Raw genomic sequence first — 24,356 nt, forward strand, 5'->3', positions numbered from 1 at the left:
CGTCGTGGGCGCACCGATACCGTGAACCCCATGCTCGACGTCACGCCTGCCCCGTTCGACACCCCCGCCGGCCGCATCGTCGGGACGGCCGACGGTGACGTGGTGCGGGTGCTCGGGATTCGGTACGCGCAGGCCGAACGGTTTGCCCCGCCGCAGCCGATGCCACCGTTCGAGGGTGAGCTGCACGCGTCGACCCCGTCCCCGGTCGCACCGCAGCCGCACGAGGAGTTCGTCGACCTGCTGCTCAACCCGATCCAGGGCATCGAGGTCGACGAGCACTGCCAGCGGCTCTCGATCACGCTGCCCGCCGACGTCCGTCCCGGTGAGCAGCTGCCCGTGATGGTCTGGATCCACGGCGGCTCGTACGTCATCGGCGGCGGCGACCTGCCGATCTACGACGCCCGCGACCTGGTGACCGAGCAGCGCGTGGTCGTGGTGTCCGTCACGTTCCGGCTCGGCGTGCTCGGGTTCCTCGGCGACGGCGAGACGATCCCGGCGAACCTCGGGCTCCTCGACCTGGTCGAGTCGCTCCGCTGGGTGCGCGCGAACATCGCTTCGTTCGGCGGCAACCCCGACCTCGTCACCGTCTTCGGGCAGTCGGCCGGCGGGGACGCGGCCGCGCATCTCATGATCAGCGCCGGCGCCGAAGGGCTGTTCCGCCGCGCGATCATCCAGAGCGCTCCGCTCGGGCTGTCCCGCCGTCGAGCACGGATGAACCGCGCGATGGTCCGGGCGGTCGGCACCGTGCACGCCGACACCCCGCTCGAGGACCTGCTCGACCGTCAGGCGCTCGGCACCCGTGCCGCCGCGCCGTACGGGCTCGCCGCCGGCATGCCGTTCGGCACCCAGTACGGGTTCGCGCCGCTGCCCGCCGAGCGTGAGCTCGACGCCGCGTGGAGTCGGGTCGCGGCCGACGTCGACGTCCTGATCGGGTCCGGCTCGGACGAGGCCGGCATGTACGTGCCGCTCGTGCCGGGCCTGCGTCGGGTCACCCGGTCGCGGGTGCTGCGGTCGGCCCTGCGGTGGTGGGTCGTGCGTCCGCTGTCCGACGTCATCTACGGGCGCGACGCCCGACGGTTCACCGAGCGGCACCGGCGTGCTGGCGGTCGAGCGACCTCGTACCGACTGCACCGCGGTGTCACGAGCGCCCCGACCGGAGCCGTGCACATGAGTGATCTGCCGCTGCTGCTGGGTGGCCGCGAGGCCTGGGCCGGCACGCGGTTCGTCCCCGAGCGCGACTGGCCAGAGGTCGAGCGCCGCGGCCGGGCCTTCCGCGCGATCTGGGCCGATTTCGCCCGCACCGGCGAGGTCCGGGCGCCCGACGACGAGACGCTGACGTTCGACCGCGGCTGACCCGGAGCCGGTGACGGTGGCCGCGCCCCCTGAACTGGCGGTCGCGGGCCGCTGACCGGCCCCGCACAATCGTCAGCATGCCCACGACCGATGTCGACCTCCGCGCACGCATCGTCGCCGGGGCGATCAGTGCCTACCGCGCCGGCGACTTCCACCGTGTCGGGCCGGACGAGGTCGCCGAGCACACCGGGGTCACGGCCGCCGAGTTCCGCCGCGCGTTCCCGACGTGGGAACTGCTGCTGGTCGCGGTCATGGACAAGTGGAACAACGGCAGCCGACGGCAGCTCTGGCCGATCGCCGAGCGCGACGGCACGGTCGCGTACCTGCGTGCCCGGCTCGTCGCGGGCATCGACGACCCGGCCCTCGTGCGCCTCCGGGTCGCCGTGCTGAGCGCCACCTCGAACCCCGCGCACCCCGCCGCCGGATGGTTCCGCACCCAGTACACGCGTTCGTTCGAGGACGTCACGCTCGCCCTGGTCCGTGACGTCGTCGCCGGCCGGGAACCCCGCGGTGCATCGCCCCGGCACGCCGCCGAGCAGCTCATGGCACTGTACGAGGGGCTCCAGCTCCAGTCCGTGATCCGCGACGACGGGGAACCGCTCAGCGCCTTCGACCGGGCGGTCACCCGGATGCGCGTGGGCTGGGCAGCGACACGCGTCGACGCCTGATCCGGGTCGGGCGCGCACGTCGGGTCCGGTTGGCACCACCCCGGGTCCGGGGCCTTGAACGGCGAGCGGTCACGACTCCCCGCGCGTGCAGCGTCGCGTGGTCAGGTTCCGTCGTCTGCGGGCGGCGGCGCCGACGGTCTGTGACCGCTCGGCGTGCGGGCCGCGGGGGGGTCCTGACCGGTCGGCGGTCTGGTGGAGCGTCCGCCCCACCCCCGGTCCACGGCCTGGAGGCCCGGCGCGGCTGGCAGACGTCGGTGCACCCACCTGGCATGGTCGGCCCATGGAGTACACGGACTACGACACCCGGCTCGCCGCCTACGGCGTGATCACGGACGGTGACCGCGTGCTCCTGGCCAAGCTGCGTCACCCCGACGCGGGAACGTGGACGCTGCCGGGCGGCGGGGTGGAGTTCGACGAGACCGTCGAGCAGGCCGTCGTGCGGGAGATCCGCGAGGAGACCGGGTACGAGGCCCAGGCCGGCGCCCTGCTCGGGGTCCGGCACCACATCGTCCCCGCCGAACGCCGCATCCACGCCAACGGTCGCCCGATGAAGGCCGTGCAGGTGGTGTTCCGGGCGACCATCACCGGGGGAGCCCTGCGTCACGAGCTCGACGGCTCGACCGACGAGTCGCGGTGGATCCCCGTTGCCGAGCTCCCCCACCACCGCCACGGCCTGCTCGTGCCGATCGCCCTCGGCTGGGCGGGTGCCCTGTCCCGCTGACGGCGTCATCCCGCGCGCAGCACCGCGAACTGCGGTGGGACCGCGGCGGGTTCCGGGGGCTGGACACCCCACCCGAGGTTGCGGAGCGACTGCGCGGTCTCTGCCGGGAACTGCCGAGCGGTTGCCTCGGCTTCTGCGCGGCGCCAACGACTGCGGAACCCGTGCACCGCGTCCCGCCACGTCGGCAGAGCGTCCACGCCGCACTCGACGATGACGAACTCGACCACATCGGCGAGGCTCGGCCGGAAGTGCGGGCCGCCGAGCGGGAAGTGCAACGACGACAACCTCGCCGCATCACGCCGACCGGAACCGTGGTCGCGGGCTCGTGCCAGCAACGAACTGAACGCGCCGCGCTCGGCGTGCAGGTGCCAGTGCGACTGCGGAGTGGCGGTCAACGCTTCCTGGAACTCGAAGCGGGCCAGTGGCTGTCGTTCGTCCGCGAGGAGCAGGGTGAACCGGCTCTCGTTCATGGTGAGTACCTCGAGGCGATCGCTCCATCTGAAGCGGATCGACAGCGTGAGGTCCGCGGTGTGGATGCCGCCGACCGTCAGGCGGACCGGCGGTGTCCTGCCCGCCACGGCAGCAGGTTGGACGACTGCCGTTCCGTTCGGGACGTCGAGGTCGTAGTCGAACCGCACCCCGTGACCAGGCAGGGAAGCGTCGAGGAGGCTCTGCGCGATCTCCGCCTGTTGCTCAACCGCGGCAGTCGACTGCCCGGTCATCGCTCGCCGAGCAGGAACGAGATGCTGTCCAGCCAGTCCTGTGCGAGGTACTCGTCCGTGAACAGGTCCCGCCACTGCTCGGTCGGGGCGAACTCCCGATCGTCGAGGTTCCACTCCGCGCGGACCCTCGCCCGCTCCACCAGGAGCTCCTCGCGGGTCCACTGCCGTCCCAGCACCTTCGTCATGTCCGTCCTCTCGTCGGTGAGAGGACGGTAGGGCGATCAGCAGCGCCGACGCGAGCTTTCGGAATGCAACATGTTCACTCCTCGAGGACGCTGAGGACGTTGCCCGACGGGTCGGTGAACCAGGCGATGAGCGGCCCGCCCTTCCGGTTCACCCCCCGGTCGTCGGTCATCCCCTCGTACTGCAGGAACACGACGCCCTTCGCGGTGAGCTCGTCGACCGCGGCGTCGATGTCCGGTACGGGGAAGTTCAGCACCGTGAAGGCCGCTGGTTCGTGACCCGGGCCCTTCGGGTAGACGAGCACCTGGTGTCCACCGCCGAGCTGCAGGAAGAGCATGCCGTGGTCCTCGGTGACCTCGACCCCCAGGACGTCCTCGTAGAACGCCTTCGCCTCGGGCACGCCACGCACCGAGAACCCGCTGAACGCCTTCGTCGCATCGACCATGCGGCAAGTGAACCACCGCGGGCCGGCGTCGGTGCACTCTGCGAGGATGAAGCCGTGAGCGACTCCGGCACGACCGTCGACCAGGCCGTCGAGCGCGCCGTCGAACTGGCCCGTTCGAACCGCCGCACGGTGCTGGGGATCGCCGGAGCACCGGGTGCCGGCAAGTCCACGCTCGCCCGCCGCGTCGTCACCGCCGTCGACGACCGCCTCGGGGCGGGTACGGCGGTGCAGGTCCCGATGGACGGCTTCCACCTGTCGAACGCGGCGCTCGACGCCCTCGGTCGGCGCGAGCGCAAGGGCGCGGCGGACACCTTCGACGCCGACGGCTACATCGCGCTCGTCCGCCGGCTCGTCGCCGCCGACGAGGCCGTCGTCTGGGCGCCGGACTTCGACCGTCGCGTGGACGAACCCGTCGCCGGCAGCATCGCGGTGCCCCGCACAGCTCGACTCGTGGTGTCCGAGGGCAACTACCTGCTCGACGACACCGCACCGTGGTCGGCGCTGCCGGCGCTCTTCACCGAGACGTGGTTCTGCGCCGTCGACGACGCGGTGCGGCTCGACCGCCTGGTCGGCCGCCACATGCGGCACGGCCGCGACCACGACGCCGCCCGCGCGTGGGCCGTGGAGGTGGACGGCGTGAACGCCGCCAGGGTCGCGCCAACGGTGAGCCGGGCCTCCAGGACGGTGTGGACGTGACCCCCTGACCGACGCGACCGCGACGACCACCAAGTGACGCCCACAACCACGAAACAGCACCGACACGAGGAGCGACCATGACCATCGCCATCACCGGAGCGACCGGCAACATCGGAGGCGCCGTGAGTGCCGCGCTCGCCGCGGACGCCGTGTCGTTCCGGATGCTCGTGCGCGACGCCTCGCGTGCGCCGGAGCTGCCCGGCACCGAGGTCGCCGTCGCGACCTTCGCCGATGCCGACGCGAGCCGAGCGGCGCTCGATGGCGTCGAGGTGCTGCTCATGGTCTCGGCGGCCGAGGCCCAGGACCGCCTCGACCAGCACCGGGCGTTCGTCGCCGCGGCGGCCGACGCGGGGGTGCGGCACATCGTGTACACGTCGTTCCTCGGTGCGGCTCCCGATGCGACCTTCACGCTCGGACGCGACCACTGGGCGACCGAGCAGGCGATCCGCGAGAGCGGGATGGCCTTCACCTTCCTGCGCGACAGCTTCTACCTGGACTTCGTCGAGGACCTGGTCGGCGAGGACGGCGTGATCCGCGGGCCGGCCGGCGACGGCGCCATGGCAGCGGTCGCCCGTGCGGACGTCGCTCGCGTCGCGACCGCGGTGCTGCACGACCCGGACGCGCACCGCGACCAGACGTACGAGCTGACCGGCCCCGAGGCGATCACCCTGGCCCAGGCGGCGGCGATCGTGTCCGAGGTCCGCGGCCGCACGGTCAGCTACCACCCGGAGACCCTCGACGAGGCGTACGCATCACGTGCGCGGTGGAACCCGGAGCCGTGGCAGGCCGACGCCTGGGTGAGCACCTACACGGCCATCGCCGAGGGGGCGCTCGCGCACGTGTCCGGCGACGTCGAACGCATTACCGGGCGTGCGCCGATGTCCCTGCGCGAGGTGCTCGCCACGAGCTGACCCGGCGCCGTGCATGGTGAGCAGAAGGTGTCGGGTCGGCCGCGGGCACCCGACCGTTCCTGCTCACGAAGCGGCGCACGTGCCGACGTCCTCGGTCAGGACACCCGTCGCGCGGCGAACGTCCCGACGACACCGAGGGTGAGCACCGCGACGAGCACGACGAGCAGCGGTGCCGTCCAGGTCCCCGTCGCACCGTGCAGCGCACCGGCGACGAGCGGCCCGGCCGAGCCGAGCAGGTAGCCGCCGCCCTGCACGAACGCGGACATCCTGCGGGCGTCGGCATCGCTCGAGACGATCCGCACGATCACGATGAAGATCACGGTGATCCCCCCACCCTGGGCAGCGCCACCGAGCACCGACCACAGCAACCAGAGCTGCGGGGCGAACAGCAGCCCGAGCGGCATCGCCAGCCACAGGGTGCCGACCAGGGCGATGATCGCCGCCGGACGCCACCGGGTCGCGAGCAGCGGGACACCGAGCGCCCCGACGACGGCCAGGATCTGGAACACCGACGAGCTCGCGCCCGACGACGCCTTCGAGAAGCCGATCTCGTCGTGCAGCAGCGTCGGGATCCACGCGGTCAGGGCGTAGTACGAGAACGCCTGACCGCCGAAGGCGAGCGTCAGGCCCCAGGTGATGAGCCGTCGTGCCGGTCGGATGGGCTCGGCGGCGGCGACCCGTGCGGCCTCGGCGGCGCGGGCGGTCCGGATCGCCCCGGTGTCGAGCACCTGGTCGATCGGACCCGTGACGGGCAGCGGCTCGTCCCGCTCGGACGGCAGCGGGCGTCGCCAGGCAGGGCGTGCGCCGACCGCGTAGGTCCAGGCAGCCGCGGCGATGAGCGCGAAGACCGCCCAGATCGCGATGGCGACCGGCCACCCCCACAGCGCCGCCAGGGGAGCGGTGCCGAGCGACGTGATCATCGACCCGACGTTGAGCGCCGACGTGTAGACGCCGGTGACCAGGCCGACGCGCTCCGGCGAGGTGTCGCGCCGGATGACCACCGGGATCACCACGTTGCCGATCGTGATGCCGATGCCGATGACCGCGGTGCCGATCAGCAGGGCCGCCGACGAGGGCATCGAGCGCACGACGGTGCCGGCGAGCACGATGACGAGCGACAGGGACACCGCGCGCTCGGGGTCGGCCTTCGCGATGACCCAGCTGGCGAACGGCGTCGCGAGGGCGAAGCACAGCACCGGGATCGTCGTCAGCAGCCCGGCGATCGTCGCGGTCAGGCCGAGGTCGGCGCGGACGTCCCCGATGACCGGTGCGGTCGCGACGATCGGGCCGCGGAAGTTCAGTGCGATCAGGACGATGGCCGCCGGCAGCAGCCAGGCGGCCCCGCGGAGCCCCCGCCGGACGACGTCGCCGCTCATGCGGACGGCGTCGCGGACGGCAGCAGGATCGGCAGCAGGTCGAGCGGGGTGGCGGCGCGGGCGATGGTGCCCTCGGCCTCGTCGGGGGAGCCGTAGCCCCACTCGGCGAAGACGACCGGGACGCCGTGCACGGTCGCGCCCTCGACGTCGTGCTTCCGGTCGCCGATCAGCACCGGGCGGCTGATGTCGAAGCCGTGGGCCTCGAGTCGTCGCAGCGCCTCTTCGACGACGTCGGCCTTGCTCGACCGCACCTCGTCGTCGCTCGCACCCGTGATGATGTCGATGTCCCCGGTGAGCCCGTAGTGCTCGAGGATGTAGGTCGCCGGGGTCTCCGGCTTGCTCGTCGCCGTCGAGATCGGCAGCCCCGCCTGGTGCAGGGTGCGCAGCACCACGTCGATGTCCGGGAACATCGCGGAGTCGAGCGCTCCGTGCGAGAAGTAGTGCTCGCGGTACACGGCGAGGGTGCGGTCGGCGAGCTCCTCGTCCATGCCCATCGCGACGCGGAACGTGTCCATGATCGGCGGGCCCACGAACGACATCAGGGTGTCGTGGTCCGGCACCGGGACGCCGACGGTGCGGAAGGTGTGCGTCAGGCTCTCGAGGATGCCCGGCGCGGAGTCGCTGATGGTGCCGTCGAGGTCGAACAGGATGGCGGAGAACGGGCTGGTCATGTCCTGTCCACCCTAGCCGGGCCGTGGAACGCGACCATCCGGGATCCGTCGGCCGCGGGGCGGGGGTGCGCCGCGCCTCCAGGCCGGACGGCCCGACGCCGCTCAGAACAGGCGGGTGTGCCCGCCCTCGATGCCGCGCATCGCGTCGTAGTCGAGCACGAGGACGCGGATGCCGCGATCTTCGGCGAGGGTGCGCGCCTGCGGGGCCACCGTCTGCGCAGCCAGCACGCCCTGCACCGGACGCAGGTGCGGGTCGCGGTTCATGAGCTCCAGGTAGCGGGTGAGCTGCTCGACCGCGTCGATGTTGGCGTTGCGCTTCATCTCGACCGCGACGCTCGCTCCCGCGTCGTCGCGGGCCAGGATGTCGACCGGCCCGATCGCCGTCATGTACTCGCGGCGGACCAGGGTGTGGCCGTCACCGAGCAGCTCGATCTGCTCGGCCAGGAGCTGCTGCAGGTGTGCCTCGACCCCGTCCTTCACCAGGCCCGGGTCGACGCCGAGGTCGTGGGTCTCGTCGGCGATGACCTCGTACAGGGAGACGATGAGCTTGTCCTGCGTCTTCTTCTGCGTCACCGTCCACACCTGCGTGATGCCGGCGACCGACTGCTCCTCGTCCGGCTCGGTGATCTCGATCGAGCAGGGCGGGCTCATCCAGTTCAGCGGCTTGTAGCTGCCGCCGTCGGAGTGCACGAGCAGGGAGCCGTCCGCCTTGAGCATGAGCAGGCGGGTCGCGAGCGGCAGGTGGGCTGAGAGCCGGCCCGCGTAGTCGACGGAGCACCGGGCGATGACGAGACGCACCCCGGAAGCCTAACCGGAGCGGTGTCGTCAACCGGACCGGGCGCGCTGGCTGTGCAGCCCGCACGGATTCACATGCCCGTAACGACGTTCTGCACATGTACCGCAATCCGAAGCCGTCCTACCGTGGCTCACACCCCGATCGGCCCACGCCGACACCCCTCCCCGAGGAGCCACGATGGCCAGCGAGACCGCAGTGTCAGCACCACGAACCCCCCGTTCCGAGTCGGTCGCCGTCGACGACTACTCGCTCAGCCGAGTCCCGATGTCCGCGCGCTACGGCTGGTTCCAGGTCGCCGTGCAGCGATTCGGGCAGATCTCGGCCCTGTCCCAGTTCCTGCTCGGTGCGACGCTCGGCTTCGGCATGAGCTTCTGGGACGCCTTCTGGGCGATCACCCTCGGCGCCGTGATCCTGGAGATCGTCTCGGTGCTCGTCGGCGTCATCGGCGTCAAGGAGGGCTTGAACACCTCGGTCATCGCCCGCTGGACCGGGTTCGGCAAGGCCGGCTCGGCGCTGGTCGGGCTGGCGATCGGGCTGAGCCTGATCGGCTGGTTCGGCATCCAGTCGGGCGTCTCGGCGGCCGGCCTCGTCTCGATCCTGCCGATCCTGCCGGCCTGGGCGTGGTCGCTCGTGTTCGGGCTGCTCGTCACCGCGATCGTCCTGCGCGGGTTCCACTCGATGCAGTGGCTGGCGAACGTGACCGTGCCGCTGTTCCTGGTGCTCGTCGGCTGGGCGGTCATCGTCGAGCTGAGCCGGCACTCCATCGCCGAGCTCGCCGCACGTGCCCCGGCCGGTCCGGAGCTGAGCTTCGTCGCCGGGACCACCCTGGTGGCCGGCGGGTTCATCGTCGGTGCGGTGATCACGCCGGACATGACGCGCTTCAACCGGTCGGTCGGCGACGTCGTGAAGCAGACGCTGCTCGGCGTGACGCTCGGCGAGTACGTCATCGGCCTGGCCGGCGTCCTGCTCGCCCACGCCGTCGGCTCCGCGGACATCACCCGCGTGATCACGTCGAGCGTCGGCTGGGTCGGCATCCTCGTGATCCTGCTCGGCACGTTCAAGATCAACGACTGGAACATCTACAGCTCGAGCCTCGGCGTCACGAACTTCATCGACGCGGTGTTCGGCAAGCAGGTGAACCGCGGGCTCGTGACGCTCGTGATGGGCGTCGTCGGCTCGGTGCTCGCCGCCGTCGGGTTCCTCGGGGCCCTCACACCGTTCCTGTCCGTGCTCGGGGTCGTCTTCCCGCCCATCGCCGGGATCATGGTGGCGGAGTACTTCGTCGTGAAGCGCTGGCGCCGTGAGCTGAGCGACGCCGAGAACATCCCGGCGACCTCGCCCACCTGGGTGCCGGCCACCCTGGTCATCTGGGCGATCGCCTCGCTCATCGGGTACTTCGTCGCCGTCGGCATCCCGTCGATCAACTCCGTGGTCATCGCCTTCGTGCTCTACGTGGTCGCCGGCAAGGTCGGACTGATCCGCGGCGTCGGTGTCAGTCGGACCGAGGCCGCGCCGGCTGCATCGTCCGCCCCGGTCGCCGCAGCACCCGCCGCACCGGCCACCCCGGCCGCCTGACCCGGGCGCTCCCGAACGGCCGGTCGCGTCGGCGCACCCCTGATCCGCGCGGCGGCGCGGCCGGTCCCCACAACAGGCGCCACCCCACGAACCAGCAACACCCCCCCCGCGAAGACCCCGCACCCGCACCACCGCACCCGCACCCGCACCACCGAAGGGAACCCCCATGCGCATCGGCATCGACGTCGGCGGCACCAACACGGACGCCGTCCTGATGGACGGCAGCTCCGTCCGTGCGGCGGTCAAGCGGTCCACCACCCCCGACGTGACCTCCGGCATCGTCGCCGCGCTCGACGGCCTGCGCGAGCAGCACGCCTTCGCTTCCACGGACATCGACGGCGTGATGATCGGCACCACCCACTTCATCAACGCCCTGGTCGAGGCACGCGGCCTCGCGCCGACCGCCGCGGTCCGCCTGGGCCTGCCGGCGACGGCGTCACTGCCCCCGTTCACGGACTGGCCCGGGCACCTGGTGTCGGCCGTGCACGCGCAGCCGTTCCTGGCCCACGGCGGCCACGAGTTCGACGGCCGCGTCATCTCGGAGCTCGACCCCGAGGAACTCAAGCGGCACGCGGGTGCCATCGCGGCGGCGGGCATCCGTTCCGTCGCGATCTCGTCGGTGTTCTCCCCGATCAACGACGAGTTCGAGCAGCGCGCGCAGGAGATCATGGCCGCCGAACTCGGGCCGGACGTGGCGTTCTCGCTGTCGTCCGAGATCGGTCGGATCGGCCTGCTCGAGCGCGAGAACGCGACGATCATCAACGCGGCGCTCCGAGAGCTCGCCGACCGGATCGTCGACGGCCTGTCCGGGTCGGTCACGGGCAGCGGTATCGACGCCCCGCTCTTCCTGAGCCAGAACGACGGCACGCTGATGGACGTCGAGTACGCCCGTCGCTACCCGGTGGCGACGTTCGCCTCGGGCCCGACGAACTCGATGCGCGGCGCAGCGGTGCTGTCCGGCTTCGACACCTGCGCGGTCGTCGACGTCGGTGGCACCACGAGCGACGTCGGCGTCCTGACCGCGGGCTTCCCACGTGAGGCCACCGGCGAGGTCGCCGTCGCGGGCATCCGCACGAACTTCCGGATGCCCGACGTCCTGTCCGTCGGCATCGGCGGCGGCTCCCGCATCCGCGAGGACGGCAGCGTCGTCGGGCCGGACTCCGTCGGGTACCGCCTGACCGAGGAGGGCCTGGTCTTCGGCGGCACCACCCTGACCGCCACCGACGTGGCCGTCCGCGGTGGCCGTGGCGCGATCGGGGACCCGTCGCTCGTCGCCGGGGTGCCGGCCGAGGTCGCCGCCCGCGCGCTCGACGTCATCGCGGAGCGCGTCGCCGACATCGTCGAGCGGATGCGCACCTCGTCCGACCCGCTGCCCGTCGTCGCGGTCGGCGGCGGTTCGGTGCTGTTGCCGGACACCCTGCCCGGACTCGGCACCGTGCACCGCCCGGAGCACTACTCCGTCGCCAACGCCATCGGCGCGGCGATCGCGCAGGTCAGCGGCGAGGTCGACAAGGTCTACGCGATCAGCGACGGCCGCCGGTCCGCTGTGGTCGACGAGGCCCGTCAGGAGGCCGTCGACCGTGCCATCGCGGCCGGCGCCGACCCCGGCTCGGTGGACATCGTCGACTTCGACGAGGTCCCGATCCCGTACCTGCCGGGCAACGCGACGCGGATCCGCGCCAAGGCCGTCGGCGACCTGGCACTCGGGGCGCTGGTCCGATGAGCGCCACGCAAGCCGCGCCCCGCGCCGCAGCCGCAGCCGCAGCCGCAGCCGCAACCACGCACGCCGCGCCCACAGCACCCCTCCTCACCGCCATCGGTGCCGACTGCTCCGCACTTGCCCGCGGCGCCGCGATCCTCGGCACCGGCGGCGGCGGTGACCCCTACATCGGACGCCTGCTCGCCGAGGCCGCCGTCCGCGCCCACGGCCCGGTCGAGATCGTCCAGGTCGAGGACCTGCCCGACGACGCCGTGGTGCTCTCGGTCGCGATGATCGGCGCTCCCACGGTGATGGTCGAGAAGCTGCCGTCCGCCGGCCAGTTCGCCGAGGCCATCCGCAGCCTCTCCGCGTTCCTCGGGGTCACCCCGACCCACCTGGCCTGCATCGAGGTCGGCGGCGTGAACTCGACGACGCCGATCGTCGCCGCTGCCGAGCTCGGCCTGCCCCTGGTCGACGGTGACGGCATGGGCCGCGCGTTCCCCGAGGTGCAGATGGTGCTGCCGACCCTGTCCGGGGTCAGCGCGACACCGATGGCCCTGGCGGACGAGAAGGGCAACACCGTCGTCTTCGACACGGTGGACAACCGGTGGGCGGAACGGCTCGCCCGCACGGCGACGGTCGAGATGGGGTGCTCCGCGATCACCGCGCAGTACGCCATGTCCGGCGCGCAGGTGAAGGAGTCGTTCGTCCGCGGCAGCCTGTCACTGAGCGTCCGGCTCGGCGAAACGCTGGTCCGCGCACGCAGCGAGAACGCCGACCCCGTCACGGCGGTCACCGAGGTGCTCGGCGGCACGGTCGTGTTCGAGGGCAAGGTCGCCGACATCGAGCGCAAGACCGTCACCGGGTTCGCCCGTGGCATGGCCCGCATCGCCGGTTCCGGCAGCGACACCGGCCTGGAGGCGGTGCTCCGGTTCCAGAACGAGCACCTGCTGGTCGAGGTGGCCGGCCAGGTCCGCACCACGGCTCCCGACCTCATCATCACCCTGGACGCCGAGACCGGCGAGCCGATCACCACCGAGGCCCTGCGCTTCGGCGCCCGCATCCGGATCGTCACCGCACCGGCCGACGAGCGCTGGCACTCCCCGGACGGCCTGCGCCTGGCCGGCCCGCGGTACTTCGGCTACGACACCCCGGCGGTCCGCCACGACGGCAGCACGAGCGCGGGCGAGACGAGCACGGGAGCGCACCGATGAGCTGGATCCTCGACGTCGACGACCTGCCCGACCTGGCCCGCGGCGCCGCGCTGCTCGGCACCGGCGGCGGGGGCGACCCGACCATCGGGATGCTCCTGGTCCGCGCCGCGATCGAACAGCACGGCCCCGTCACGATCCTCGACCCGTCCGAGGTGCCCGACGACGCCCTCGTCATTCCCACCGCGCAGATGGGCGCACCAACCGTGGTGCTCGAACGCATCCCGGCCGGGCCGGAACCCCTCGGCGCCCTCCGTCGGCTCGAAGCCCACCTGGGTCGGACGGCGACCGCGACGATGCCCATCGAGTGCGGCGGCATCAACTCGATGATCCCGCTGCTCGTCGGCGCCACCGGCGGCCTGCCCGTCGTCGACGCGGACGGCATGGGCCGCGCGTTCCCCGAGCTGCAGATGGAGACGTTCTCGGTCTACGGGGTCCCTGGCAGCCCGCTCGCGATCAGCGACGAGAACGGCCACGGCGTCATCATCGAGACCGGCACGGACAACAAGAAGATGGAGTGGCTCGCCCGCGGCGTCACCATCCGGCTCGGCGGCGTCGCCTACATCGCCGAGTACGCCATGTCCGGCCGCCAGGTGCGGGAGACCGCCGTCCCGCGCACGCTCTCACTGGCACTCGCCGTCGGTCGGGCCATCCGGGTCGCCCGCGAAGCCCACCGCGACCCCGTCGACGCGCTCGCCGAGGCCCTCGGCACGACGATCTACACGCACCTGCGCGAGCTGTTCGACGGCAAGGTCGTCGACGTCGAGCGCCGCACGGTCGACGGGTTCGCCCGCGGTCGTGCCACCGTGCAGGGGACCGACGGCTCCGAGCTCGAACTCCGGTTCCAGAACGAGAACCTCGTCGCCCGGCGTGACGGTCAGCTCGTCGCCGTCGTGCCCGACCTGATCTGCGTCCTCGACGCCGAGACCGCCGAGCCGATCACCACCGAGCGCCTGCGGTTCGGGCAGCGCGTCCGGGTCATCGGCATCTCGACCCCGGACCTGATGCGGACCCCGGAGGCGCTCGCCGTGTTCGGGCCGTCGTGCTTCGGGCTCGACGAACCCTTCGTCCCGGTCGAGGAGCTGCACGAGCACGTCCGCCCGCCCGCTCCGGCGGTCGGCTGACCGATGGCCGCGCGCCGACCCCGGCACTCGGCTCCTGCAGCCGACCCCGGGCTCCGGCCCCGGGCTCCGGCCCCGGGACGCGACCACGGCAGCAGAATGGACCCATGGACCAGGGTGAGCGGCGGGGCGGCGGTGTGGCGGGCCTCCAGGCCGACGACGCGACCGTCTTCGGGCGCGGCACCGCCCTGCTCGGCTGCGGTGGTGGCGGCCGCGTCGACCACATGGTCAGCGCGCTCCGCTTCGCGCTCGGCGACCGCAGCGTGCCGGTCGTCGACCTCGACGAACCCGCGCTCGGCTCGGTGGTGGCCGTCGGGCTGATCGGGTCGACGACCGTGCTCGAGGAGAAGATGCCGAGCGGCGAGGAGTTGCCGGCCGCGCTCGCGGCGGTCGAACGCTGGACGGGCACCCGTGCCGACGCCGTCGTCGCCGCGCAGATCGGCGGCGTGACCGGACCGGCCGCCGCCCTCACCGCCCACGCCGCCGGACTGCCGCTCGTCGACGCGGACCTGGTCGGCCGCGCGGTCCCGCGCATCGACCAGCTGTCGGTCTTCGTCGGCCCGACCACGACGGTCACGGCCGCGGCGGCCACCACGAGCGGTCTGCGGATCGTCGTCGACGCCCGGCACCCCCACGACGTCGAGACGGTGTGGCGCGAGGCCGTCTCGCACAGCGGCGGCTGGGCGGCCTTCGCGATCGGCCCGGTCCCGGTGGCGCTGCTGCGCGAGCGGGCCGTGGTCGGCAGCGTGCAGCGCGCCCTCCGGATCGGACGCGCAGCCGGTGGTGCACGTGACGCGGCGGAACTCGCCGCGCTCATCGGCGGACGGGTCGTCGCGCAGGGCCGGGTCATCGACGTGCAGCGCGAGGGGGACGCGCTCGCGTTCGTGCGCAGCAGCCTGGCCATCCGCGACGCCGACACCGGTGCGGTCGCCCGGGTCGAGGCGGGCAGCGAGTACGTGCACTGCCTGGTGGACGGTCTGCCGGTCGCCAGTACCCCGAGCGTCATCACCGTCGTCGACGCGCGATCGCTCGCGCCCGTGGCGACCGACCGCACCCGGGTCGGCAACGAACTCGCCGTGCTCGTGCTGCCGTCGGCACCGTGGTGGTGGGCGGACCCCGACCGCACCGCGCGCATGGGGCCGCGGGCGTTCGGCATCGACGCGGACGTCGTGCCCGAGGCCGCGGGCCAGGTGCTCGCGTGAACGCCGTCGGCGACCTGCTCCCGCTCCTGCCGCCCGGCACCCGCCTGCTCGTCGGCCCCGGCAGCACCGCGGCCCGGAGCGTCCGCGGGGTGGTGGGGACCCCCGACCAGGTCGGCCGGTCCCTGGCGCAGGGCGACGACGTCGTCGTGCTGCTCACCCCCGTCGACCGCGCGGACGCGCGCTTCGACGTGCTGCTGCGCCGGGCGTCCGCGGCCGGCACCACCCTGCTCGTCGTCGACGGGGCACTGGAACTCGGCCCCGGCACCACGACGCTCGCCGACCGGCTCGGCGTCGCCGTGCTCGCCACGCCGGACCCGTGGGCGACCTCGGTCCGCCTGCACGAACTCATCGGCACCGGGATGGGGCCGGCGGCCCGGGCAGCCCTCGACGCCTCCCGCGTCGCGCTCGACGCCGGTCCCGAACTCGACGACCTGTTCGTCCGGCTCGACCGGTCGCTCGGCCACCCGGTGCGGTTCCTCGACGCCTCGGGCCTGGCACTCCGCGGAGCCGCGGTCGACGACGCAGCCCGCGCCGTGCTCGTCCGCCGAGCCGGCACGAGCGACGTGCTGATGGCCGAGGGCGTCGACGAGACGCTCGTGGCGATCCCGGTCGGCACCGGCATCGGACCGCGCGCCTGGCTCGCCGTCGGCCTGCCCGTCCCGATCACCGCCGAACAGCAGGTGGTCGCGAGTGCGCTCCGGGTCGCCGCCGTGGCCGTCGGGCACCGGCTGCTGCTCACCCGGCTCGACGACGAGCGCGACGCGCGCTACCGGATGGCGATGCTCGACGAACTCCGCGCGGCCGACAGGGCGCCCGCCCCGCAGCTCGTGCAGCGGACCATCGCCGCCGGGTGGCGGTTGGACGCCTGGCACGTCGGCGCACGCGTGGTCGCGCGGCAGGGCGTCGACCTGGTCGCGCTCCGCCAGCAGGTCGACGCCGCGGTGCGCGCCGAAGGACTCGACGCGGTCGTCATCGAACAGGCGGACGGCTGGGTGCTGTGGCTGTCGGAACCCGACGAACCCGGCCGGGAGGCAGTGGCCGACATCGCGGGTCGGCTGCGGCGCGCGCAGAACACACTTCGCACCACCGTGGAGACCAACGTGGGCGTCGGCAGTCTGCAGGCGGGCCCCGCCGGGCTGGTCCGGACGCTCGGCGAGGCGGGCGACGCCGCCCGTCTGGCCGCGAGCCGTCCGGAGTCGGGGCACTTCGTGCACGTCGACCGGCTCGGGCTCGCGCAGCTGCTGCTCGCGTGGACGCAGACGGACACGTTCCTGCCGGCCTCGCGGCAGTTGCTCGCACCGCTCGAGCGTGGTGGCGGCGCGCTCCTGACGACGCTCGCCGCCTACCTGGACGCGGAGTCGTCGATCGCCGAGACCGCCGCGGTGCTCGGCGTGCACCGGAACACGGTGTCCGACCGCATCGCGCGTGTGCAGCGGCTGCTCGGGGTGGACCTGTCCGACCCGGAGACCCGGCTCGCCCTGCACCTGGCGACGCGGGCGCGGGCGGGCGACGGCGGCTGAGGGCTCGCTGCGTCAGCTGCGATCGCTGGCCTGCTCGGTCTCGCTGGTCGCGGTGTCGTGCTCGTGCTCGGTCGTGCTCTTGTCGGTCCCGCGGGCGGGCCGGGCGGCGGCGCCGGTCTCGCGTGCCGCACCCGAGGCCAGGCCGGCCGCGATGATGAACACGAAGACGATCAGCAGCGCACCGAGCAGCCCGATGTGCTCCCCGAGGAAGCCGATCAGGGGCGGCCCTGCCAGGAACGCCACGTAGCCGATCGTCGCGACGGCGCTGACCTTGGCGGCCGCGGTGCGGGGGTCGTCGGCCGCGGCGGACATGCCCATCGGGAAGCCGAGGCTGGCACCGAGGCCCCAGAGCACGACGCCGACGATCGCGAGCGGCACGTTGTCGATGAAGATGAGCATGCCGAGGCCGACCACCGCGACGGCGGCACTGATGCGCAGGATCGGCACGCGGCCGAACTTGTCGATGAGCGGGCTACCGGCGACGCGGCCGGCGGTCATCGCGGCCAGGAAGACCGTCAGAACGGCAGCACCGCCGGCGTTGTCGAGCCCGTGGCCGTCGATCATCGCGAGGGGCAGCCAGTCGTTCGCGGACCCCTCGGCCAGCGCCATGCCGAGCACGATCACGCCGATGAGCAGCGTGGAGGGCTGTGCCCAGACCTGCCAGCGGGTGAGCGGGGTCGCGACCGGGCTGGTGTCGGTCGACACCGGCTGCTCGAAGCGGTGCTCGTCCTGGAACTTCGTGACGGCGACGAGCATGGCGGCGCTCGTGATGACGACGAGCACGATGAAGTGCCACGAAACCGGGATCTCGAGCTTCTCGGCCAGGGCGCCGAGGCCCGCACCGGCCAGCGTGCCGAGGCTGAACGCGGCGTGGAACAGCGGCATGATGGTGCGCCCGCCGGCCTTCTCGGCGGCGGCGCCGGAGACGTTCATCGACACGTCGCACAGGCCGTTGCCGAAGCCGAACGCGATGAGCGCGATCCAGATGGCGGCGAAGCCCCACCCGAGCGTGACCGCCACCCCGGCGAAGATCATCCCGACCGCCAGGCACGCCGCAGCCACCTGCACGCCCCGGCGGGCACCGAGCTTGGCGACGATGTGCCCGGCGAAGGTCAGACCGCCGATCGAGCCGACGGCCATGCCGAGCACGAGCAGACCCATCTCGAACGTGCTCGCGCCGAGGGAGTCGCGGACGCTCGGGATCCGGCCCAGCCACGTCGCGATGTCGAGCCCGGACAGGGTGAACACCACGAACACCGCGATGATCCAGGCCTTGGTGGTCGGGACGGTGCGGGTGGACGGCGTCGTCATGGTGGTTCCCATCGTGCTGCGGCGCGCGTGGTGCTGCGCGTTCTGGTGCGTGTCGGTGCTGGTCTCACGGCTGTCGAATCGATTCGACTGCTTGTTCCGGCTACGCTAACGGGCGATGGTCGAACCGGCAACAGAACCCGGCGCGTCGCGGATGAAGCCCTCCCGCGACGGTGCCGCACGTCCGTCGCGCCCGACGCTGGCCGCGGTCGCCCGTGCCGCCGGGGTCGCGCCGTCGACGGCCTCACTCGCCTTCAGCGGTCTCGGCCCGGTGTCCGAGGACGCCAAGGCCCGCGTGCTCGCCGCCGCCGCCGACCTGGGTTACGGCGGCCCCGATCCCCGTGCCCGTTCGCTGCGCCGCGGTCGTTCCGGCGTCATCGGCGTTGTGATGGACGAGCGCTTGAGCGATGCCTTCCGTGACCCGGTCAACGTCCTGACGCTCGACGGCATCGCCGAGGTCGCCGGTGCTGCCGGCGTCTCCCTGCTGCTGGTGCGCAGTCCCCTCGACGACGAGCAGGGCGCCGGCCCGCTGGTCGACGCCCCGATGGACGCCGTCGTGCTCGTCGGGTGCAACGTCCGGATCGACCCCGCCGTCGCCGTGCTGCGGCGTCGGCAGATCCCCGTCGTCGCGATCGAGGCGGACGAGATCGAGGGCGCTGTCCCCGTCCAGCTCGACAACCGGGATGCCTCACGCCGTGCTGCGGAGTACCTGCAGGGGCTCGGCCACCGGGACGTCACCGTCGTCACCCTGCCCCTCGACGCCGCACGCCGCCGTGGCCCGATCGACGGAGCCAGGCAGGCCGAGGGCATCGCCTTCACCACGCTCGAACGTCTGCGTGGTGTGTGTCAGGTCTACCCGGACGCCATCGCGATCGAGACCGCTGGCAGCTCGGTCGAAGAGGGGCGTCTCGCCGGCACGGAACTCTTCGCACCGGACGGCCCCCGCCCCACCGCCGTCATCGCGCAGAGCGACCTGATCGCCGTCGGGGTCATCTCGGCAGCGCTTGACGCCGGACTCCGTGTGCCCGAGGACGTCAGTGTCGTCGGCTTCGACGGCATCACCGTGGACGACAGCTTGCTCCACCGCACCCCGATCCGGCACCTGACCACTCTGGTGCAGCCGTTCGTCCAGAAGGGCCAAGCCGCAGCCCGTGCCGCCCTGGCCATGCTCGAGGGGGCGGAGCCGCAGCCGGCGTCGTTCACCTCGGAGTTGCGGGTGGGGGACACGACGGGGCCGCCGGCGGCTCCGAGCGACGGCTAACGCAAGCACCGCGCCGGCTTCGTGTGGCATCAGGTCTACCCCCTTGCAAGGTCCTGCCGTGGAAGCGCTTGGCGGACTCCAGAACGACAGGTCTCCGTCTCAGCGCGGATGTGACGCCCGGGCATAGCCAAGAACCACGCCACGTTGCCCCCGCTTCCTCGACGGAAGGTGTCTCGCAACGGAGCGCCCCGCGGCCCGTCGGCGGCGCCCTACAAGGCCGCTAGCAACATCGCCGGCTCCGGGGGGCTTCGCAGTCAGAGGGTCACTCAAACTCCTCGCGCGGGAAACTTGAGAATCGATTACCTTCAGTTCATGCTCTCCCACAACATCGCTAGCTTCGCCGGCGGGCTGAGCGCGAAGCTCGCCACTCGGTCCCGACATGTCTGTACATTCTTCGGAGCCGGTACGTCCAAAGCATGTGGCTTACCAGATGTCGCTCTGCTCACGGAGAAAATCATTGCTGGGCTGAAGGATGAGCAGCGTACAACGTTCACGCGGATGACGACGTCCCGTAATCTCGAGCAAGCGTTGAGTCGGCTCCGGCGAATTCAAGCTGTCGTCGAGGGAGACGACATCGTAGACGGGTTGACCAAGAGTCAGGCGAGGGACCTTGATGTTGAAGTTTGCAAACTCATCATCAGAGAACTTTCAGCGGCAGATACTCAGACAGTGCCTGCACAGAAGCTAGCGGCTTGGGTTGCACGTGCTGACTACTCGCGCCCGGTCGAGATTTTCACGGTGAATTACGACTGCGTATTGGAGGCGGCTCTTGAGGCCGAGGGTGTTCCATACTTTGATGGCTTCGTCGGCACCTGGAGGGCCAGATTCCGCACCGACATGGTTGAGGCGTCGTCCTCAGACTTAGGCACTCTATTGCCGCCCTTTTTTGCTCGGTTGTGGAAACTTCATGGTTCGGTGAACTGGTCTTGGGACGACGGTCGCCCTGCCGGCGAGGTTCTACGATTGGGGACTACCGTTCCTGAGGATGAGATTGCAGCAATTTTCCCTTCGGATGCCAAGTATGAGGAATCCCGGCGTATGCCGTTTGTCGTTCTTCAGGACCGACTTCGACGTGCCCTCCACGAGCCGGAGACCCTTTTTCTAGTGTCAGGCTACTCGTGGGCCGACGACCACCTCAACGAGCTTCTCTTTGAAGCTGCCGCACGTCGACCACGTTCGGAGATAGTAGTGTTTTGCTATTCAGACATCCCTGCGAACCTTGCAGAAAAGGCTGAGCAGACGCCGAACCTACAGGTGATCACCCAAGGCGAAGCCATTATCGGCGGACTTCGTGCCCCCTGGGAAGGCCCCGATGAAGGAGTGACGTTGCCGCCGGACATCTGGGACGGAACTACCTGTGGTCTTGGAGATTTCACCAATCTGGCGAGCTATCTTTCGCGTAGTTCCTCGGCCTCTAGCTACGATAGTGCAGCCCAATCGGTCGGAGCATCAAGTGGCCGTTAAGGATGCAACGTATGTCGGCCGCGTGAGGCATGTCCTAGGTTCTCAAGTTACTGTCGAATTAGACCCCGGGCTTGCTGGAATTGCCCCTATTTACAGAGGGCAGCTTCAGCAAATAGGACAAATCGGTTCCCTTGTTCGCCTGCCACAGGGATTGGTTGATCTTATTGCGACGGTCACCCTGGTCGGCATATCCGAACTGACCGCAGGCACTGGCCCTCGCGAACATTCGCCCGCAGGCGAGAGGTGGCTGCAGGTACAGCTACTCGGCGAGGTGGACAGGGGCACGAAACAGTTTCGGCGCGGAGTCGGTTCTTATCCAGGTCTCGATGATCCCGTCCACTTCGCCCGAAGCGAGGAGCTCGCATCGGTTTACCCTGATTCGTCGAAGACGCATATCAGAATCGGACGTCTCTCTGCTGCCGATACGGTACCCATCGCCCTTGATGTCGACAAGCTCGTCGTTCGACACTCTGCCGTCGTGGGTTCCACGGGGTCAGGTAAGACGAGTGCGGTCGCTTCACTTCTCCAGAACTTCACGAACGGGCAATGGCCGGCCGCAAACATCGTAGTGATCGACAGTCATGGGGAATATTCCCACGCGCTGGCCGGCCATGCGTCGGTAAAGTCTGTCCTCGGGAAACCAGAAGACCGCTTACACGTCCCATTTTGGGCGCTGCCCGCTGAAGACATCTTGCGAGCTTTTGTTGGATCAAATGCGGGTCCGACAACCCAAAAAGCATGGGCGACGCTAGTAGCGGAGGCACGCCGCGATTTTGCCAACGCGGCAACTTGGTTGAGTCTTGATCCGCAGGCAATCACGGCAGACACGCCCGTGCCATTCGATATTCGTGAGGTCTGGTTGCAACTAGACTCCGAGAATCGAGAAACGCGTCGAACGAAGAGCGATCCCGGTTCAGTCTGTTTGGAAGTGGCCGGGGACGCAAGGACGCTTACCGCGGCCGTCTACACGCCAAACGGACCCGCGGGAGCTCCTCCGATGCAGGGGCCCTCGTATGGTTGGCACGGGAGTACACCTGAACTTCTTCGCCTCGGGTTACTCGACCCTCGCCTCGAATTCATGTTGGAGCCAGCAGGGTCAATCGGAGGTCCGGACCCACTCGTCGGCGCCATCGACTCTTGGATCGGAGGGAAGCAGCCTGTCTCGGTTCTTGACTTCAGCGGGGTACCTGATGCGGCCGCCGAACTGGCTATCGGCGTCATTCTGAAGTTGCTCTTCGATGTGGCTATACGTACCACAAATGGCAATGACGGCATTGGTCGCCCCAGCCCGGTTCTTATCGTTCTGGAAGAGGCTCACCGATATCTTGGCGACACCGCTGCGCCGATTGCGCGAAATGCCGCGAATCGAATTGCCCGCGAGGGTCGCAAGTACGGCGTCGGACTTATGCTAGTAACGCAACGTCCATCGGATCTGCCCGATACGGCCTTAGCGCAATGCGGAACGATCATCGCCCTTCGTCTGAGTAATAGCGCCGACCAAGGCAGGATCCGCACGGCGCTACCGGACAGTGTGGCCGGGCTCGCGGAGACCCTGCCGTCGTTGAGAACAGGCGAGGCAGTTATAAGTGGTGAAGCGCTCGTATTGCCGACCAGGGCTGTTCTAGACCGCCCGAACCCGTTGCCTCTCGCGGAAGACCCATCTCTCGCGCCGTGGCGAGAAAATTCGAGAAATCGAAATGTAAGTAGCGCCCTAGCTAAGTGGCGCGGCATCTACGAAGAGGAAGTAAAATGACTTTGGACTGGCGCCCAGTAGAATCCGTTAGGATTGTTGCCGAAGCATACGACCCCGACACAGAGACGATCTACGTAGAATTTCCGAAGGGTGGTGTCCAATGGTGGTACTCTGCATGCCCGCCGGATGTTTGGGAGCAGTTTACGGCAGATGGTCAATCCCGTGGTCAATTCATCCACCAGGTTTTGAATAGTAAACCGAACGGTCGCTTTGCTTGAATAGAGTCTCCGGAAAGGTTTTCAAACTCACCCAATCAGTGATTTCGCGCGAAGCGACAGCTGCGCCAGAAGCTGTCTGGGTAACGGTAAGTCGCTCGGCAGTCGGGCTGACATGGGACTGAGCTAGCGGCGGGCGATCCGCAAGCGTGCTTGTCGCTCCTACCGATTCCTGAAGTGGAAGGGAACTTCATGTGACCGGCGTCGGTTTGGCGATGGATGCCGCGGTCTCGGCGGACGCCCGCGGACCGCTTACGCCGGCGATTTTGCCCCCAGATCAGGGCTAGTCGGTACCGAATTGTGTCCCTGAGGCCTCTCGACAATGGATCATGAGGGTGACCCTAGGGAGGGGCACATGGGGATCTCGATCCGCACGAGCGTAAAGGCTGGGCCGCTGCGGTTCAACCTGTCAAAGGCAGGCATCGGCGTCAGTGCGGGACTGCCTGGGCTCCGAGTTGGTGCAGGGCCCCGGGGGAACTACGTACGGGTTGGTTCCAGTGGAGCGATGTACCTGTCATCCAACCCCGCGCGGAGTAGCTCGAGAGTCGAGGCGCCCCCAGTCCCATCTGCGCCGTTGAACCCAGTTGAAGTCCTCATGGACGACACCAGCGGGCTATCCGCTCTCGAACTCCGACCCACTGGGGGTGACGACATCGTGCAGCAGCTCAACGAGGCTGCGCGACGACCCCGCTGGGGCTGGATTGCTGCGATCGCCGCCTTCGTGATCGGGGCGGCACTCATGCCGTGGGGTCTCATCGTCTGGGCTCTCGCTATCCCCGGCTGCTGGTGGCTCTTCCTCCGTGACGGACTGCGGAAGAACGTCGTCCTCTTCTACGACCTCGAGGGCAGCGCAGCTCTTTGGTTCGACCGTTTTGTGACCTCGTGGGATGCGACGTCGAGCAGCGACAAGCTATGGCGAACCGTCCGGTCAGGCCAGGTCCAGACCACGTACCAGCACAAGGTCAACGCCGGCGTCGGGTCCATCGTCCAAAGAGTCACCGCCGAGGCAAGGATCCAGCAGCCGAAGTACCTGTCAACGAATATCGACATCCCGACCGTCCGGGCGGGTAAAGAGGTGCTCTACTTTCTGCCGGATCGGCTCCTCGTGGGTTCCGGCAAGCGCTATTCGGACGTCGGCTACCGGCACCTGACAGTCCGGCGCTCAGCGACCCGCTTCGTTGAACAACCCGGACAAGTGCCGAAAGACACCCAGCTGATCGGCGAGACCTGGCAGTACGTCAACGTCAAGGGCGGCCCTGACCGGCGCTTCAAGAACAATCCCACTCTTCCCGTCGTGCAATACGGACAGCTCGACATCAGCACCGCCCAAGGCTTGTTCTGGAGCGTGCAGTCCTCACGTGTTTCCGCCCTCGATGAAGCTGGCTCACTCCTCGGGACCGCGCCTCGTTGACGCGAGTAGCTTGCTGCTGCGATGACACAACTGTGCCAGTTCGGCGTAGCTGATGGCCGGGTGTCGTGGGTTGC

The 24,356-nt window shown here is 70.0% G+C and carries 23 protein-coding genes and 1 pseudogene; 17 read left to right on the top strand and 7 right to left on the bottom strand.

What is annotated here, in order from left to right:
- Positions 1-30 precede the first annotated feature (30 nt).
- The 3 genes from DEJ17_RS10840 to DEJ17_RS10850 all read left to right on the top strand — a co-directional run bounded on the left by DEJ17_RS10840 (position 31) and on the right by DEJ17_RS10850 (position 2,742).
- Positions 31-1,353, top strand: a complete 1,323-nt coding sequence (locus tag DEJ17_RS10840) for a carboxylesterase family protein (RefSeq protein ID WP_110893779.1) — start codon at positions 31-33, stop codon at positions 1,351-1,353.
- Positions 1,354-1,430: 77 nt separating this feature from the next.
- The gene (locus DEJ17_RS10845; RefSeq protein ID WP_110893781.1) at positions 1,431-2,021 is read left to right on the top strand and encodes a TetR/AcrR family transcriptional regulator; all 591 of its coding nucleotides are present in this window, start codon (positions 1,431-1,433) and stop codon (positions 2,019-2,021) included.
- Positions 2,022-2,301: 280 nt separating this feature from the next.
- Positions 2,302-2,742 (top strand): NUDIX hydrolase, encoded by a 441-nt coding sequence (locus DEJ17_RS10850; protein ID WP_027466986.1) that lies wholly within the window; start codon positions 2,302-2,304, stop codon positions 2,740-2,742.
- Positions 2,743-2,747: 5 nt separating this feature from the next.
- Here DEJ17_RS10850 and DEJ17_RS10855 read toward each other — a convergent pair whose 3' ends face one another.
- From DEJ17_RS10855 to DEJ17_RS10865, 3 genes are all read right to left on the bottom strand, one after another.
- Complete coding sequence (locus tag DEJ17_RS10855; protein WP_146239697.1) at positions 2,748-3,320, bottom strand: hypothetical protein; 573 nt, start codon at positions 3,318-3,320, stop codon at positions 2,748-2,750.
- Between the two features lie 140 nt (positions 3,321-3,460).
- Entirely contained in the window at positions 3,461-3,649 is a 189-nt protein-coding gene (locus DEJ17_RS10860; RefSeq protein ID WP_110893785.1) for a hypothetical protein, read from the bottom strand.
- Between the two features lie 74 nt (positions 3,650-3,723).
- Positions 3,724-4,092: a VOC family protein gene (locus DEJ17_RS10865; protein ID WP_110893787.1), complete on the bottom strand. Its 369-nt coding sequence runs from the start codon at positions 4,090-4,092 to the stop codon at positions 3,724-3,726.
- Positions 4,093-4,146: 54 nt separating this feature from the next.
- Between DEJ17_RS10865 and DEJ17_RS10870 the strand changes: the two genes are divergently transcribed.
- On the top strand, positions 4,147-4,788 hold the full coding sequence (locus tag DEJ17_RS10870; protein WP_110893789.1) for a nucleoside/nucleotide kinase family protein: 642 nt from the start codon (positions 4,147-4,149) through the stop codon (positions 4,786-4,788).
- Between the two features lie 77 nt (positions 4,789-4,865).
- Entirely contained in the window at positions 4,866-5,699 is an 834-nt protein-coding gene (locus tag DEJ17_RS10875; protein ID WP_110893791.1) for an SDR family oxidoreductase, read from the top strand.
- Between the two features lie 95 nt (positions 5,700-5,794).
- On the opposite strand, the gene DEJ17_RS10880 is transcribed toward DEJ17_RS10875, so the two are convergent.
- The 3 genes from DEJ17_RS10880 to nucS form a co-directional block, all read right to left on the bottom strand.
- Positions 5,795-7,075 (bottom strand): CynX/NimT family MFS transporter, encoded by a 1,281-nt coding sequence (locus tag DEJ17_RS10880; RefSeq protein WP_110893793.1) that lies wholly within the window; start codon positions 7,073-7,075, stop codon positions 5,795-5,797.
- On the bottom strand, positions 7,072-7,746 hold the full coding sequence (locus DEJ17_RS10885; RefSeq protein ID WP_110893795.1) for an HAD hydrolase-like protein: 675 nt from the start codon (positions 7,744-7,746) through the stop codon (positions 7,072-7,074). The genes DEJ17_RS10880 and DEJ17_RS10885 overlap by 4 nt, the downstream gene beginning before the upstream one ends.
- Before the next feature lie 102 nt (positions 7,747-7,848).
- Positions 7,849-8,544, bottom strand: coding sequence for an endonuclease NucS (gene nucS / locus DEJ17_RS10890; RefSeq protein WP_110893797.1), 696 nt, complete (start codon positions 8,542-8,544; stop codon positions 7,849-7,851).
- 175 nt (positions 8,545-8,719) lie between these two features.
- On the opposite strand from nucS, the gene DEJ17_RS10895 reads away from it, so the two are divergent.
- The 6 genes from DEJ17_RS10895 (at position 8,720) to DEJ17_RS10920 (ending at position 16,870) form a co-directional block, all read left to right on the top strand.
- The gene (locus tag DEJ17_RS10895; RefSeq protein WP_110863617.1) at positions 8,720-10,117 is read left to right on the top strand and encodes a cytosine permease; all 1,398 of its coding nucleotides are present in this window, start codon (positions 8,720-8,722) and stop codon (positions 10,115-10,117) included.
- A gap of 166 nt (positions 10,118-10,283) precedes the next feature.
- The gene (locus tag DEJ17_RS10900; RefSeq protein WP_110893799.1) at positions 10,284-11,840 is read left to right on the top strand and encodes a hydantoinase/oxoprolinase N-terminal domain-containing protein; all 1,557 of its coding nucleotides are present in this window, start codon (positions 10,284-10,286) and stop codon (positions 11,838-11,840) included.
- Positions 11,837-13,030, top strand: a complete 1,194-nt coding sequence (locus DEJ17_RS10905; protein WP_258366766.1) for a DUF917 domain-containing protein — start codon at positions 11,837-11,839, stop codon at positions 13,028-13,030. Before DEJ17_RS10900 ends, DEJ17_RS10905 begins: the two co-directional genes overlap by 4 nt.
- Complete coding sequence (locus DEJ17_RS10910; protein WP_110893801.1) at positions 13,027-14,151, top strand: DUF917 domain-containing protein; 1,125 nt, start codon at positions 13,027-13,029, stop codon at positions 14,149-14,151. Before DEJ17_RS10905 ends, DEJ17_RS10910 begins: the two co-directional genes overlap by 4 nt.
- Positions 14,152-14,255: 104 nt before the next feature.
- Entirely contained in the window at positions 14,256-15,350 is a 1,095-nt protein-coding gene (locus DEJ17_RS10915) for a DUF917 domain-containing protein (RefSeq protein WP_110893803.1), read from the top strand.
- Positions 15,347-16,870 (top strand): helix-turn-helix domain-containing protein, encoded by a 1,524-nt coding sequence (locus DEJ17_RS10920; RefSeq protein ID WP_110893805.1) that lies wholly within the window; start codon positions 15,347-15,349, stop codon positions 16,868-16,870. Before DEJ17_RS10915 ends, DEJ17_RS10920 begins: the two co-directional genes overlap by 4 nt.
- A gap of 12 nt (positions 16,871-16,882) precedes the next feature.
- On the opposite strand, the gene DEJ17_RS10925 is transcribed toward DEJ17_RS10920, so the two are convergent.
- On the bottom strand, positions 16,883-18,181 hold the full coding sequence (locus tag DEJ17_RS10925; protein WP_110893807.1) for an MFS transporter: 1,299 nt from the start codon (positions 18,179-18,181) through the stop codon (positions 16,883-16,885).
- A gap of 115 nt (positions 18,182-18,296) precedes the next feature.
- Between DEJ17_RS10925 and DEJ17_RS10930 the strand changes: the two genes are divergently transcribed.
- The 6 genes and pseudogenes from DEJ17_RS10930 to DEJ17_RS10950 all read left to right on the top strand — a co-directional run bounded on the left by DEJ17_RS10930 (position 18,297) and on the right by DEJ17_RS10950 (position 24,282).
- Positions 18,297-19,439 (top strand): substrate-binding domain-containing protein, encoded by a 1,143-nt coding sequence (locus DEJ17_RS10930; RefSeq protein WP_258366767.1) that lies wholly within the window; start codon positions 18,297-18,299, stop codon positions 19,437-19,439.
- 312 nt (positions 19,440-19,751) lie between these two features.
- On the top strand, positions 19,752-20,903 hold the full coding sequence (locus tag DEJ17_RS10935; RefSeq protein ID WP_220033639.1) for an SIR2 family protein: 1,152 nt from the start codon (positions 19,752-19,754) through the stop codon (positions 20,901-20,903).
- Positions 20,893-22,656, top strand: a complete 1,764-nt coding sequence (locus tag DEJ17_RS10940; RefSeq protein ID WP_220033640.1) for an ATP-binding protein — start codon at positions 20,893-20,895, stop codon at positions 22,654-22,656. Before DEJ17_RS10935 ends, DEJ17_RS10940 begins: the two co-directional genes overlap by 11 nt.
- Complete coding sequence (locus DEJ17_RS18190; protein ID WP_110893813.1) at positions 22,653-22,874, top strand: KTSC domain-containing protein; 222 nt, start codon at positions 22,653-22,655, stop codon at positions 22,872-22,874. Before DEJ17_RS10940 ends, DEJ17_RS18190 begins: the two co-directional genes overlap by 4 nt.
- Positions 22,875-23,226: 352 nt before the next feature.
- Positions 23,227-23,361 (top strand): annotated as a pseudogene (locus tag DEJ17_RS18195) (DUF4236 domain-containing protein); the annotation flags it as partial.
- A 105-nt stretch (positions 23,362-23,466) separates the two neighbouring features.
- A complete protein-coding gene (locus tag DEJ17_RS10950; protein ID WP_258366768.1) occupies positions 23,467-24,282 on the top strand; it encodes a hypothetical protein in 816 nt (271 codons plus the stop codon).
- The last annotated feature ends 74 nt before the right edge of the window (positions 24,283-24,356 follow it).

This window comes from Curtobacterium sp. MCSS17_011, assembly GCF_003224275.1.
Taxonomy (GTDB): Bacteria; Actinomycetota; Actinomycetes; order Actinomycetales; family Microbacteriaceae; genus Curtobacterium.